At 43.1% G+C, this 14729-nt stretch carries 9 protein-coding genes; all 9 read right to left on the bottom strand.

Annotation, left to right across the window (positions count from 1 at the left end):
- Positions 1–22: 22 nt before the first annotated feature.
- Positions 23–1810 carry a DNA/RNA helicase domain-containing protein gene (locus F0231_RS07095; RefSeq protein WP_171759019.1) on the bottom strand — a complete coding sequence of 596 codons (1788 nt, stop codon included), beginning with the start codon at positions 1808–1810 and terminating at the stop codon, positions 23–25.
- A complete protein-coding gene (locus F0231_RS07090) occupies positions 1811–2209 on the bottom strand; it encodes a (deoxy)nucleoside triphosphate pyrophosphohydrolase (RefSeq protein ID WP_171759018.1) in 399 nt (132 codons plus the stop codon).
- 11 nt (positions 2210–2220) lie between these two features.
- Entirely contained in the window at positions 2221–5517 is a 3297-nt protein-coding gene (locus F0231_RS07085) for a type I restriction endonuclease subunit R (protein ID WP_171759017.1), read from the bottom strand.
- Between the two features lie 230 nt (positions 5518–5747).
- On the bottom strand, positions 5748–7016 hold the full coding sequence (locus F0231_RS07080; RefSeq protein ID WP_253825743.1) for a restriction endonuclease subunit S: 1269 nt from the start codon (positions 7014–7016) through the stop codon (positions 5748–5750).
- Between the two features lie 28 nt (positions 7017–7044).
- Positions 7045–8661 (bottom strand): class I SAM-dependent DNA methyltransferase, encoded by a 1617-nt coding sequence (locus F0231_RS07075; RefSeq protein ID WP_171759015.1) that lies wholly within the window; start codon positions 8659–8661, stop codon positions 7045–7047.
- Between the two features lie 127 nt (positions 8662–8788).
- Positions 8789–10759 carry a UvrD-helicase domain-containing protein gene (locus F0231_RS07070; protein WP_171759014.1) on the bottom strand — a complete coding sequence of 657 codons (1971 nt, stop codon included), beginning with the start codon at positions 10757–10759 and terminating at the stop codon, positions 8789–8791.
- Entirely contained in the window at positions 10759–12489 is a 1731-nt protein-coding gene (locus F0231_RS07065) for an ATP-binding protein (protein WP_171759013.1), read from the bottom strand. The genes F0231_RS07070 and F0231_RS07065 overlap by 1 nt, the downstream gene beginning before the upstream one ends.
- 280 nt (positions 12490–12769) lie before the next feature.
- The gene (locus F0231_RS07060) at positions 12770–13318 is read right to left on the bottom strand and encodes a hypothetical protein (protein WP_171759012.1); all 549 of its coding nucleotides are present in this window, start codon (positions 13316–13318) and stop codon (positions 12770–12772) included.
- A 43-nt stretch (positions 13319–13361) separates the two neighbouring features.
- Positions 13362–14582, bottom strand: a complete 1221-nt coding sequence (locus tag F0231_RS07055; protein ID WP_171759011.1) for a tyrosine-type recombinase/integrase — start codon at positions 14580–14582, stop codon at positions 13362–13364.
- Positions 14583–14729 lie beyond the last annotated feature (147 nt).

The following is a 14729-nucleotide window of genomic DNA, read 5'->3' as shown; positions in this document are numbered from 1 at the left end:
CAGAGATTGAGTGCTGCTGCCTTTATAGGCATTGTGCACCTGCATTTAAGAAATACTCGTAAGTTTTGTCGAACAGTACCTCTTGAGGGAAATAAAACACGACACCATCTCTACCTCTTGTCATCAGTACCCGGTAACTATTAAGCTTAATTTGAAAAGGGTTTTGAACATTTCTATAACCTTTATGAAGAACCCAACCACTACCGCTGTAGAGAAAGTCTGGCGCCCAGATTAGCACTGGCATATCGAGCTCTAATCCCTGGCACTTAAACTCACTAATTGTACGCTTAAACTGACAACACGACTTTGGAGCATTTACGCTATCATGAAACCATGGGCCAACAGTCTCGTCATTACGTTTAATGTTGCTTGAAGAGCTTAATAACCCGTATTTCTTGGCAGTGCCTTGGTACCTGGTTCGGCAATACCTTTTAGCTTTTTCCAAATCTCTTGTCACATAGATACTAAAACCATTTTTAATAGCCAGCTCTGCTAGATCACCATCGGGCAGCCCCTTTAATACCCCATCAACCCAGTTTGGGTATAAGTTTGCACTGTGAGAGCGCAAAGATTGATCAAGATTCAGCAACGGGTTAACTCTAACTCGCTCACTACTTAAAAAAGTAAAATGATGCTCCAGCGCTGGTGGACAAAAAATTAACCACGGTTTACTGCTCTCTTTGAGAGCATCACACCATAAAGAAATACCTACTTCTTCACCTGTATATATTTCTTGTCCTTCCCCTATCAGAGCAACATAGTGACACGGTTTAGGATCTTTATCGGCTATATGAATAATGCAAGAAGGTTCGGATCTTCCATAGTCCTTATTTTTCACCTCATCCCACATTCTTTGTGCCTCATCAAAAACGACTAGGTTTGTATGGGGAGTGGCGCTGGTCTTCATACATTGACGCTTAAAGTCCTTCAAGTCGCGAACAAAAGCTTTCTCTGTATTTTTATTTTCATCATTAAGAGCATACTGTAAGACATCAACTAGAGGGCCATTCCCAGATAAGAACTGCGCCTTTTTATTGCGATGCACAAACTCTAAACCCAGCAGCGTTTTTCCTGCACCTGGAACTCCCGTAACAAAGGTAAGTACATTAGCTTCATTTCTGTTCTCTGAACCTTCAATCCAGGCTGTCACCTTATCTAGTTCATTTAGTGCATCATAAATACCTGCACTTTTAGCACTTTTTAGTTCTTCAATTTCATTGTTTTCAAATATCTCAACTGCCGCATCAACAAGATGTGGTAATGGTGAATATGCAGAATGAAGCCACTGATTAAGATTGATGTTAGTTGGTGCCCCTGTGAGGTGTTTTTTCAGGAACGATGTCAGCTTATCGATAGATAAAATTGAAATATTTGCTTCGTGATCGACTAGCTTATTAACTGACTGGGTAAGAACTAAACCTGCAACTATATCTAGTTTTGCACTTTCAAAGTGGTAGTTACATAGGTCACGGTAGTAACCACATAGCTGATCGTAATCTGCACGTTGATAATTGTTCTTCATCTTAAACTCTAAGATGAACAGCTTGTTTTCAATAAGTAATAGAACATCCGGGCGACGTCCCCCCTCCATCGGAAGCTCATATTCAAAAACAATAAAACCATCCGTGCCTTTAAGGAAGCAGAGCTCTTTTTGAAGATGAGTAAAACAATCGACCCAAGCCTTCTTTTGTAGCTCACCAAGATCTAAAGTAGGAAAATTATTATGAAATGCTGTGCAAGTAGTTTCCATCCATTCGAATTCACCCTCTTGCAAAAATGCATCTACTCTATTTGCATAACAATATGTCACTTAGCCTTCCTTAACTAACTTTTCAACAATAGGAACATCAGCTTCAGCCCAATCTAGAGAAGGCAGTTCTTCGCAATTTAACCACTGCGCATCAATATGTTCCGTCAGGACAATTTTTTGGTTTTCTACTGGGCATAAGTAAGCATGCATTGTGATATGGAAATCTGGGTAGGTATGCTCAACCGTCATAAAGTATTCGGCATGTTCAACAATCAAGTGAAGCTCTTCTTTGAGCTCCCTTTTAATAGCAGAATCCAACTTTTCACCGGGTTCTACTTTCCCTCCAGGGAACTCGAACTTTTTATGAATGTAAGCCAGTTTCGAAGGGCCACGTTGAACACATAGCGTTTTTCCTTCATGTTTAATAACGGCTGCGACCACTTCTATTTTTTTAACCAAACTGACTTCCTCTAACTATTCTTCTTATAATTCTCGGCCTGCTCTAGCACGCCTTTGTAAACATCATCATTGGTGATTGGTGGGAAGCCATATTCATGTAGCAACATGATCAACTTAACTTTTAGCGAAGCCTTAATATCATCTCGGCCTGCCCAGTCTGGGAATTGCGATACGTCATCAACAATCACTTTCATTGCCTTGGCGAGTTCGAGCATCTTGTCGTCTTGGTACTCGAAGTCATACTTAGTGCGCATGTGCTCTAAGATATCGAGGAAGGCCTTCTCTTCCATATCAATGCCTAAGTCTTCAAAGGAGGTCAGCTCTGAACGCATTTCAGCCATTAAGCGTTCCATCTCTTTGATGACACTTTCAAAGGTTTCATCGACGAAGGGTTCAAACTCTTCACCGGGGAACTCACTGCCCTCTCGGCGTTCGTTGTATTGCTCAACCAACGATTGCAAACGTTTAGAAAAATCGACACCTTTTAGCTGGTTCACTTTCTTAAAGTCACCGATCGCTTTGCCTAACAGCTTTTGCAGCAGTTGAATCTTGGTATGTGGCAATTTGAGCTTCAGCACACGGTTCATGTACTCATCGTCGAAAATGTCGATCGCTTCGGCTTGCTCATCACCAATGGTAAAGATCTCTTCAACCCCTTCGGCGCGCAGTGCTTCAGCCACCAGCTCACGAACATGCTTGTTCATTTGTGCCGTATCTGGCGCGTCCCCTTTGGTGAGCTTGTAGATGATAGAGCGCACAGCAATGTAGAAATGGATTAAATCACGTTCTTGCTTAGAAAGAGACTCGCTGCCACAGCAAACGTCATAAGCGGCTTTTAAACGCTTCACTAAGCCCATAAAGCGGTGCTCGTTCTTCTTATTGCCCAAGATAAACTCGGCGGCACTGTTTAAGCATTCAAGCTGTAAGCGAGGCTCGCCAGTAAAGTAAGCTGAGCTATCGAAGCTGTGGAACATCTGACGCAGTAGATCGAGGTGATTCTTTACCTCTATCACTGAGAGTTGTACATCTTCAAAGTTGCTTTCGTCGGCTTTGGAATACATCGCTAACGCTTGATTCATGCGGGTTTTAATACCGATGTAATCGACAACCAAGCCTTTGTCTTTGCCTTCAAACTTACGGTTTACGCGTGAGATAGTCTGAATCAAGTTGTGCTTTTGTAGCGGCTTATCAATGTAGATGGTGTCTAATTCCGGCACATCGAAGCCTGTTAGCCACATATCAACCACAATCGCGAGCTTAAAGTTGGATTTCGGATTTTTAAACTGGGCGTCGAGTGACTTGCGGTAATCTTTGGTACCAAGCAGTTTGTGGAGCTCATCTTCATCGTTACTGCCACGAGTCATGACCATTTGCACCATCGCCAGTGGCATCACCTCTTTCGCTTCCTCTTCCGTGAGCGTCTCACCCTCTAGGCACTTCTTCACTTCAAACCATTCTGGGCGCAACAGCTTCACTTGTTTGTAGAAGTCATAGGCGATTTCACGGCTTGCGCAGACAAACATTGCCTTGCCTTTGACCGTTGAACCTTCTGCGACACGCTCTTCATAGTGAACCACAAAGTCTTTGGCTAACGCTTCTAGGCGGTCAGGGTCACCCAAGATGGCGTTCATATTGGCCGAGGCTTTTTTGCTCTCTTCGATTTGATGCTCACTGGCCCCCTGTTCGGCGCAGTCTTGGTAATATTTTTCGACCTCTTCAAGCTTACTGTTATCGAGAATAACTTTCGCGGCTCGACCTTCATAGACAATGCGCACCGTAATTTCATCATTCACCGCTTCGGTCATGGTGTAGCTGTCTACTGGGTTACCGAACACATCTAAGGTCGCGTCAATCGGTGTACCCGTGAAGCCAACATAAGTCGCACTTGGTAGTGAGTCATGCAGATATTTCGCAAAGCCGTAGCTTTCTTTAATATCTTTAGCGATGCCATCTTGGTAAGTAATGGTGACTTTTTTATCAAGGTTAACCTGTGAGCGGTGCGCCTCATCTGAGATACAGATGATGTTGGTACGTTCAGACAGCAGCTCGATATCTTCGGTGAACTTATGAATGGTGGTGAGGAATACGCCGCCGCTCTTAATGCCTTGCAGTTGTTCACGCAGGTCATTACGGCTAGTGACCGAAACGACCTTCTCATCCCCGATGTAGCCGCTGGCATTGCAGAACTGCTCTGAAAGTTGGTTATCAAGGTCGGTGCGGTCTGTAATCAGAACGATGGTAGGGCTTTCAAAATCGACACTTTTCATCAAGAGGCGAGATAAGAACTGCATGGTGAAGCTCTTACCACAACCTGTGGCACCAAAGTAGGTGCCACCCTTACCGCTACCGTGAGGTTTACGCTCTTTATCGATATTGTAGTAGAGCTTGCGCGCCGCATAGTATTGCGGGTAACGACAACATACCTTGATCTCTTTTTTCGAGGTATCAGGGAAGAAGATAAAGTTTTTCACTACATCTAGCAGGCGAACCTTATCAAACAGGCCCGCTATCATGGTATAGAGCGAATTGATGCCTTGTTTTTCAGTGGACTCATTACCTGTCACCTTGCGCCAAGCGTAATAGAAATCATAAGGGGCAAAGGCGTTACCCATTTTGTTATTCACGCCATCGCTAATAATCGTCAGGGCGTTAAACACAAACAATTTAGGCATAGCACGCTTATAGCGGATGTGGATTTGTTCCCACGCGTCATAGATGGTCGCTTGCTCTTCACGTACAGCGCTTTTGAATTCAAATAGGACTAGCGGTAAACCGTTAATGTAAAGAATGCCATCAGGAATACGCTCTTCATCGCCGTTTTCAATGTGCAGTTGATTAACGATTTTGTAGATGTTTTGGTCTACGGGTTCGAAGTAACTAAGCCGATCTTCTGCGACTTTTGGCTCAGCAGATTGTGTTTTATCTTCCAGAAGAGGCACAAACATTAATCGCAGTGCTTGTGCCAAGTGTTTAGTGGCTATCAGCTCGATGTAGAGGTCTTTCTTGGAGCGGTCTTCACGCTTAAGTAGAAAACCATTAGCAAGCCAGTCACAAAACGTCTTGTTGCTTTCGTATAAGTCGCTAGCAGGTAGGCGATTAAGCTGGTGGACGATTTGGTCAATCTCACCTTCAGTAATGTCGTCCGCTTGATATTGCTTGGCAAGGTAAGACCGTAAGTCATCGACAATCAGCACTTGCTCTTTGTCTTCACGGACTATTTGCTCACCCACAACATGCGGATAGCCTTGCTCACCCAACAACTCAATGATGGCTTGTTCGAGTTTGGCTTCAGTAAATTTTAAGCTCATCGCCTTTTCCTACTGCTGTTTGACGTGATGTATGGTTGTTATTGTTTTTCGTGGTATGAAAAAAGCTCTTTGCTTTAGAGCCTTCCCCTTCGCATCTGAGTATTACTCACTTCCGTCATCTCAGAACCGAGGGACGAGGTGTCTGAGATCTCGCTTTTCGTTCGTATCACCGCATTAAGAGCGAGATTCCGGACAAGTTCGTTCTTCACTTTCCGGAATGACGAAATGAGTTAGTCCACCAGCGCTTTGGCTTGCTCAACTTCCGGTGAATCAAGGCGTAGCTCGCCTGAGATCAGCTTTGGAAGTAGTGTGTCTCGGAGTTTGGTTAAAGACTCATTCTCAAGTTGATTTAAGTTTATTTTTTTAAAGCTACCTGAAACCAATGACTCAAATTTATCCAACACAGAAGAGTTCGGAACTACAGCGGGCAAGTTATGCACATAGTTTCTATTTAAGGTAGGAACTGCCGAACCAGAATTTAGTGTTTCAAGTGGCAAAGTTTTTAAATAGAACAATGCATGGTAGGGGTTTGATGCCCTATACTCTTTAACCCATAGGGTGGTGTTTAAAGGCCAAAAATCACCAAAGACAAAAGTAACTATACCTATTTTTCCACTTCTACCTGTCGTAATACCAGGCCCTTTAACTTTCGCTTCATTGTGAGTCCCATCTTGGCCACTAGAAGCAATCAAGGCATAATCACCAGCTACTCGTTTCGTTTTAGGCAAATCGAAACCACGCTGAAGTACCAATAAATCTGAGACAGTGCCAAACTCCCACCCCTTAGGCACCCAACCCAACTCACTCTCTTCAAATTCACTTGGAAAGAGCTGACGAACATCATCAGGCAACGCTTTAAAGTCGGCACTTTCACGCACAGCTTTGCGTCGCTCAACGCGGGTTTCAAATACCTCAGGAATGTCACTGCCAGCATCAAGGGCGTTATCGATCACTGGGTCAAAATCCACAAACCAAGATTTAAACAGCGTTTGTGCCATTTGCTCTAGGGTTTGGTTGATTTGGCGGTTGAGATCGATTTTCACATCGATTTTTTTTAGATGAGAGGCTACTTGCTCCTGCATATCATACGATGGGAAAGTAAGCTCTACTTCTTTAAGTTCAGACTGTTTGATCCCTTTAACTGTACTTCCCGTCCCACGACCATCTAGCTGATGTTGTACATATCTAGATTGAAGCAAATAGGCTAGGTAATCATTTGACAACAGTCCTTTCTTACCTCTTAGGGTAATCACTCGCTGAGCTAAAGCAACTTTTCGACTATCCAGTTGCGCGACCTCACCTAGTGGTGCTTCAGTCGTTAAAACAACGTCACCACATTGAGGAATACCTCTAACCATCCACGAATCATAGTTTTCTTCAGCGATAAACTCCGTAACATCTTGAATTCTTCCACCTTTAATGATTTTAGCCGTAATTAAGGGGATACCTGATGTGGTTTTCTTTGGTGTTTTGCCTCGATAGTCTATAATTGCATCCATACAATCTACCAACCGCATTGTGACTAACTCACTCACCATAACCCAACGCCTCCAAATTGCTGCGAATCACTTTATCTAACTCTTCGGCTTGGTTCATTTGGCTGTAGAGGGTTTGAGATAGTTCACTCATCTTGGTTTCAAATGGAATGCCGTCGTCTTCGACTTCCGCAGCGCCTACGTAGCGCCCTGGAGTCAGCACAAAATCATTGGCTTTGATCTCACCCAAACTCGCTTGCTTACAGAAGCCTGCCACATCTTCATATTTCTCTAGCTTACTGTCGCCACGTTCTACTCGTGCTTTTAGCTCGGCGTCATCACTGCGCCATGCGTGGTAGGTGTCCGCAATTAACGCGATGTCATCTTTGGTCAACTCTTTATGTACACGGCTGGTCATGGTACCCATTTCACGAGCATCAATAAACAAGGTCTCTTTTTCACGCTGGCGGTAGCCTTTTGCAGCATTGGCTTGCTTGTTCTTGGTGATAAACCAGATACAGACTGGGATTTGGGTTGAGTAGAACAGCTGACCCGGTAAGGCAATCATGCATTCCACTACATCGTTTTCGATAAGCTGCTGGCGGATTTCCCCTTCACCAGAAGTGTTTGAGCTCATTGAGCCGTTAGCCAATACAAAACCAGCAGTGCCTGTTTCGCTCAGCTTAGAGAGCATGTGCAAGATCCAACCATAGTTGGCATTGCCTGTTGGCGGTGTGCGGTAGCCAGAGAAGCGCGGGTCTTTGGTTAGCTCGTTCTCGTCACGCCATTGACTGATGTTGAACGGCGGGTTCGCCATAATGTAGTCAGCTTTAAGATCTTTATGCTGGTCCGCAAAGAAGGTATCGGCTGGGCGCTCACCCAAGTTGCCTGATAAGCCGCGAATGGCTAAGTTCATCTTGGCTAGCTTGTATGTGGTAGACGTCAGCTCTTGACCGTAAATCGCGATGTCTTTGGTGCGGCCTTCATGCTGTTTTACAAACTTTAAAGACTGCACGAACATACCGCCCGAACCACAGGCAGGGTCGTAAATTTTACCTTGGAACGGCTCTAGCATTTCTGTAAGTAGAGTTACCACAGACTTTGGCGTATAGAACTCGCCACCGCCTTTACCTTCGGTTGCAGCAAACTTACCAAGGAAGTATTCGTAGACTCGACCGACGAGATCTTCTTCGCTCATGTCGCATTCATCTGCGAGCGTGTCTATGTTCTCAATGGTATCAATCAATGAAGCTAGCTTCTTCACTTCAAGATCTTGGCGAGAGAAATAGTTATCTGGCAGTGCGCCTTTCAAGCTTGGGTTAGCTTTTTCAATACTCGCAAGTGCAGTATCAATCACAACGGCGATGTTGTCTTGCTTTGCGTGCTTTTGCACAAATGACCAACGAGAGCTTTCCTCTAGGTAGAAGATATTGTCTTGCTGATAGAACTCTTTCATCTCAACAAAGGCTTCTTGGCCGTCGTCGATCATCTTTTGGCGGCGAGTTTCAAACTTGTCGCTAATGAATTTAAGGAACACAAGGCTCAGTACGACGTGCTTGTATTCTGATGATTCGACACTGCCACGCAGTTGGTTTGCGGTATCCCAAAGGGTTTCTTCAAAGCCTTTCTTTTTCGCAGGGGCTTTCTTCTTTGCTGGTGCTTTAGCCATGATGATAAGTACTTCTCAATAGATGAACTTGGCCCGGAAAACAGAGCCAAGATTTATTGCGAGGTATTGTATCGTAAATGCAATTTTTTGCATTGGTTGTTAGCAACTTATGTTGAACCAAAAGTCATTAAACTTGGGTTACTTCCCCCGTAATTTCGATGTGCTTTTTAACATTATCTGGAAATTCTTCATTGCTGAACACAACCAGTTTCTGTCCTGCTCTAGTCATGGCCACGTAAAGTTTACGCATTGACTCCTGCAAAGCCTCTTCTCGTTCGGAGTCACTCAGTTCTAAGTTCTTGGGCTGATTAATTATGTAACCTGCGCCCAGAACAAAGACCGTACCGGACTCCATACCGGTACAGCTATTGATATTGAGCAGTCTAATTTTACTACCTACATTATCTGCCAGCTCTGTAGCGTTATTGTAGTTAATAACTTTATTTGAGCCGATACGTTTTTCAATATCTTGTTTGAGTGACCAAGGGCTATACTCAGGGCTACACAGCACCATAATCTGATGCAGAGCGACTGTATTCGATTGAACCAATGCGGCTAGTTCATTCAGAAATCTTTTTTTCTCATCTTGCGCATTTCGGGAATAAACCAGGTGGGGTTTGCAGCCTCTAGCCATTTTTTCATAGTCTGGTTTAACATAGTCTTCAGGGTTTCCTTCCAACCCATCTAGTAAAGCATTGGCTGCAACCATTATTTCATAAGTAGTTCGATAGGAGTGATTTAGACGTTTAGTACGGCCTCGAACATTTAGTCCCACGCTCTTCCAACTTAGACGACTCTTTAAAAAGCCCTGGTTCGGATCAGCACAAATAAATAGTTGGCCACTCGGAGTCAAGGAACGTTTAATCAGTTGCAACCACGATGGCGCGAAGAACTGGGCCTCGTCAAGCAGTATGTGATCAAATTGCTCAAGAGGTTTATCTGAAAGTGCGACTTCCTTAATGTATAAGCTCGGTAAGTATTTTTTAACTGAGGATAACTGAGCAGAAAATTCAACATATAGCTGCCAAATATGTTCTCGCTGACTTTTTTGCAAGGCAAACCCTCGACCTTGCCTATCAAATTCTAAGTACTCTTCTTTGTCTTTAATTAAGTAATCATTGATGTACTCCAATTCAGACCAAATCTGCTCATCTGTTAACGAGAGTTGTTTGTACGCTTCTTTTTGAACACTTAAAACGTTCTTCTTTTCTTCTTTTATACTCGCATCACCAAATGCTGGTTTGACACGCTGGTAGCTTTTACTGTACTGCCTTAATGCAAATGAATGAAAAGTCGCGATTTCTAGGTTGTCTGGCTTACCTTTGAGCCAAGTTTCAAATCGATATTTGATATCTTCCGTCACTGGTTTATTGTGAATTGCTAGAAGCACCTTTTTTTCAGGGTACTTTTTACAATACAAAGCCGCTCGATTAATTAAAATCAGAGTTTTTCCACTCCCGGCTACCCCATTTATCAACCTTACCGAAATGTCTTCTTGGCCCTCTTCTTCAGAGTCAACAGACTCTACCATATCGAGTCTTGTCGCTAGCTCTTGATCGTAATCGAGAAAGAATGGAAGCAGCTTAGCACTATTGTCTACTGATACTTGTCCTCGACGAGTGCTACATTGTGCTGGAATAACAGACTCAGGAAAAAAGGTTCGCTTGATTCGTGAATGAGATTCAATTGTGAATTCGGTTAATGCTTCGTGTATCAGCTGTTCACCACGCTCAATAAATATTTTATTGTCGACTATTTGAACACAATCAGAGAGCAATGGTTCGACTTGCAAATCGCTCTCTTTTACCATTGTTATATTATCAACGATGGCAAGATACTTAACTGGCTTTAAGCCGAGTTTCAGCATAGAACGGTTAAACTCCATTAGTTTATGAAGTTCAACGTTATCTGGTTCCCCTGAGTGCACCCCGACAAAAACCCAACTATTACAGGGGCCCTCAATGATGCAAGGAGCTACTTGTAGTGGATCTAATAGTGACTCGCGTATGAAAAACTCGTCATTAAGTTTATTGAATACTTTTTTGAAATGACGTCGATGCTTGCGGTCTAAGCCGGTAATTGTATCTATATGTGCCATTAATTAACTTCCACGTTATAGCAGTGACTCACGAGGGATTTATAATCTTCAATATTTTTCTTAACCTTTGGATCCTCAATCTCTTGCAGCATCCCTTCTGATATTTCGGGACCAACAATGATCAACTTAGTTTGAGGACGAGTAATGGCAACATTGAGACGTTCCGCTTGGAAAAAGAACTCGGCGATAGCACTAATATACTGGGGATCTGAAGAGCAGAACGACACAATGATCATTTCCCTTTCTTGGCCTTGCATCCTTTCTACGGTGTCGGTTACCACTGATTTTGCAGCAAATATCCCTAACTTATCCTGAAGACTGGATTTCAGAGCTTTGGCGTGACCACGAAACGGAGTAACTACTCCAATTTGTTCAGCAGATAAACCTGCTTCAACAGCTACAGTGATCAAATCGGTTACTAGATCCGCTTCTTTTTTATTTACGCTACGAGCATTGACCCCCGGAGTTTTAATAAACACGGAAGGCCGTTCGTTAGAGAGAATGTCGCAATACTTGTACGCTTTTTGAGGTAGGGAAAATGATGATAACGCTGGTGGTCTTTTCGATTCCAGATCGCCCTTGTAGTAACATTTACTTGGCCATTGGGTTAAGGCTGGAGACATACGATATGTCTGACTTAACATCACAGAAACCTTGTCATTTCCAATAATCATCTTAGAAAAGGCAGAGCTATCTTCTAGAACTGATTGAGAAAGTATTACTGGTGGAAGCTGCTTATGATCTCCAACGAATATAAACCTACTCCCTTTCCTCATGGCCATTAATGCTAATGGAAGTGTAATCTGACTCGCTTCATCAAAGATGATGGTGTCAAATGTAAAGCTTTCAAGCCGTTCACTACAGGTAGCAAAAGGTGTTGCACCTATGACATATCCAGAATCGGGTATATCTTCCCACTTTGATGCATATTCAAAATGCGGCACTTTATCACTCAGAGATTTTTTTCCACCGCTTGCACTAATCTTTGCCGCAGGAACACCTTCCTCCACAATTTTATTAAGCGCATTATTGATCGCCATGTGAGTATGAGAGGTCATAAGCACTCTTTGCCCAGCTTCAACAAGCAGTTTAGCGATAATACTGATAACTTTTGTTTTACCGGTTCCAGGAGGGCCTTGAATACACGCTAGGTATTTTGAGGCAACACCCAGTCCAACAGCATCACTTTGTTTTTCATTTAAACCTCGTGAATCTGCATAATCAGCAGCGTCATCGAAATCATCAGCATAAACTGTTTCAATATTTAGTTGCCCAGACAGAAGAGGAAGCAGCACCTCTCTACCAATTTTTGACGTAGCTACATCAGTCAAAGCTTTATCGTAAAAAGGCTTTAAATCCATACCTGTAGGATCGGCGTAACAACCTCCGCTCAACTCAGAGAGTAAACTTTGGTCTACTTTAACTTTAAGTAACCATTCCCCATCGTTTTCTGCTTCAATTGTTACTTGATCGAACACCTTGTAATCACACGGTTCACCAAGATGTAAACAGATCATGTCGCCTTCTCTAAAGCGTGATTCGTTATCACCTAGTACAACCTCCAGGTGATTAGGTCCGAAATACTTAACCGACTCTATTCGCTGAGTCTCGCCTTTCAGTAGTTTTTCTTTTAAGGGTTTCTTCCAAATTTCTAAAAGACTTTCGATGTTAGCTTCATGTTCAGCATACACAAAAGCTTGCAGTTCTTTTAATACTGGTGTGAGTTCCATACCTAGCTTACCAAAGTGAATTTGTACTCAAAAATGAGAATATTCATCAATACGAATATTATAACCTTATTTTTTGAACGGTCATCACGTCAACTCATCAGTATTCGAATTGCTAGTTACATCTCTTATTGAACGCAAGCATTTGCAGGATTTACCTTAAACTCATAAATATCAATAAATTATATAGCGGGGACAATCTATGGATACAAAAGTGCAAAGGCTGATTTATTACTTTTATAATTGAGTAAAATGGAAGTTAAGGGGTGAGGCGACTACGACATCAAAGCTTATTTCCTGCGATATCGTAATAAACTGTAGCTCGTCTCAAGCTAAGGCGAACTTCAGCAGGTGTCGCTACAAATTCGCCGCCACAACCTGGATGTTTAAATCCTGTCGGTTTTTCACCCGTATAGACATACGCTTCGGCATCTAGCTTGAGCGAGCAATCTCCATCGAATGGGATAATTTTCTGACTGCCACACGTTAAGCACTTTTCACTTCCCTTTCGTTTGGCGAAAACATAAAGCAGTTGAGTGTTTTGTTCGATGGTATCTTGTTGGTAACGGATATACCTGCGATTCTTCCAAGGTAAATAGCGCGATTTCAACCGCTCAATTTCTTCACGACATTCGATGATTTCATTCCATGGCCTATCTGCATCAAAGTGTTCTATCGCTTGAAAATTATTACAGTCTTGGCACCAACCTAGCATTTTACTCACGTACACTTCTTTGCCTTCGATGAGGTATTTATAGTTTCCAGAGCCCCGTGAGGTCGAGCTACTAAAACCGCATCGATCACACGTTAAGATTGTCGAGGGTACAGACATATTTTCAGTTCCTTCTTAAAACGTATCTTGCCTTCTCATCTGGCTATAGTTCTGTAGATCTGGTCGTACTGAAAGTACCGTAACTCGATTTCTCGATGTGCTCACTCCACCAGCTCATCAACTTACGACGAGACTCTAAATAATCGGTTCGATTGTAGGCTTTTCGGATCTGGTTTTTGTCGGTGTGGGCCAATGCTGCTTCAATTACATCAGGATCGAAGCCTTGCTCATTTAAGGTTGTACTAGCCAGTGCGCGCAGACCGTGAGCCGTTGTTCTATTTTTCATACCCATTCGGCCTAATGCTTTATTCGCCGTTTCAGAATCGGTAGGTACTTTAGGGTTGCGAGATGAAGGGAAAACAAATTCACGATGACCGCTTATTGGTTTGATTGCGTCCAGTATGGCGAGAGTTTGCGTAGTCAAAGGAACAACATGGGCACGTCCCATTTTCATGCGCTCTTTCGGGATCATCCAAAGCCGCTTATCATAATCGATTTCATCCCAGCGAGCACCTGACGCTTCATTTGGTCGAACCATTGTATGAAGCTGCCACTCAATCAAAAAGCGAGTGACAAGTTGGATATTCGCTGTTGCAACATGCTTAACAAGGTCCTTAATCTCATGCGGTTTGAGGGCCTTCATGTGTGTAACTTGAGGCTTCTTGAACACATCTCTAATCCCAATTAGCGGATTCGCATGAATCAACCCACTGTTAACCGCATAGTTCATGACTTCGTTGAGCAACTGAACTGTGCGTTTCACGGTTTCAAGACGACCTAATGCTTCTGTTGGGCGCAAGCTTGCAATCGCAATTGGTGCGGTAATTTGAGAGATAGGAAGCGTTCCCAATGCAGGGAAAGCATAAGTTTCGAGCTTTCTCCAATTGTCATGCAGAGTCTTTTCTTTTACCGACCCTTCTTTACTGGATTTCCACTCTAAAGCGACATTTTGAAAAGTGGCCTGATGCTCTGCGATAAGTTTCGCTTTCTCAGCCTGCTTTGCCACCTGGGGATCAATACCGTCGTTAAGCATTTTACGAGCTTCGTAAGCTTTATCACGAGCCTCGGCAAGACTGACTTCGGGATATGTACCAAAAGAAAGGTAAGTCACTTTACTTTGCAGTGGGCGGGTATAACGAAACTGCCATGATTTTGAGCCACTTGGTCTGACGCAAAGATAAAGGTTACGACCATCTGATAAACGATAAGTTTTGTCCTGTGGCTTGGCGGTTTGAGCTTGTCTTGCCGTAAGTTTAAATGCCATTTTGATCCCTCAAGTAATACCTAGCTAAAGAGCATAATTTCTTGAAGATTTTGGTATTACAGCTAGCTCAATATATCCTTAATTTACATAGAGTTAGTCAATTAAACTCATACCTAAATTTGGCCCAAAGTAATACCAGAAATATGC

The sequence above is a fragment of the Vibrio sp. RE86 genome (assembly GCF_013114545.1).
Lineage (GTDB): Bacteria > Pseudomonadota > Gammaproteobacteria > Enterobacterales > Vibrionaceae > Vibrio.
The sequence above is the reverse complement of the archived record's forward strand: the minus strand, read 5'-3'. Positions and strand labels throughout refer to the sequence as shown.

Excerpts from the sequence above, each read along its gene's own strand:
- F0231_RS07085 (WP_171759017.1), bottom strand. The coding sequence starts at position 5,517 with ATGAGCTTAAAATTTACTGAAGCCAAACTCGAACAAGCCATCATTGAG.
- F0231_RS07080 (WP_253825743.1), bottom strand. The coding sequence starts at position 7,016 with ATGGATGCAATTATAGACTATCGAGGCAAAACACCAAAGAAAACCACA.
- F0231_RS07075 (WP_171759015.1), bottom strand. The coding sequence starts at position 8,661 with ATGGCTAAAGCACCAGCAAAGAAGAAAGCCCCTGCGAAAAAGAAAGGC.
- F0231_RS07070 (WP_171759014.1), bottom strand. The coding sequence starts at position 10,759 with ATGGCACATATAGATACAATTACCGGCTTAGACCGCAAGCATCGACGT.
- F0231_RS07065 (WP_171759013.1), bottom strand. The coding sequence starts at position 12,489 with ATGGAACTCACACCAGTATTAAAAGAACTGCAAGCTTTTGTGTATGCT.
- F0231_RS07060 (WP_171759012.1), bottom strand. The coding sequence starts at position 13,318 with ATGTCTGTACCCTCGACAATCTTAACGTGTGATCGATGCGGTTTTAGT.
- F0231_RS07055 (WP_171759011.1), bottom strand. The coding sequence starts at position 14,582 with ATGGCATTTAAACTTACGGCAAGACAAGCTCAAACCGCCAAGCCACAG.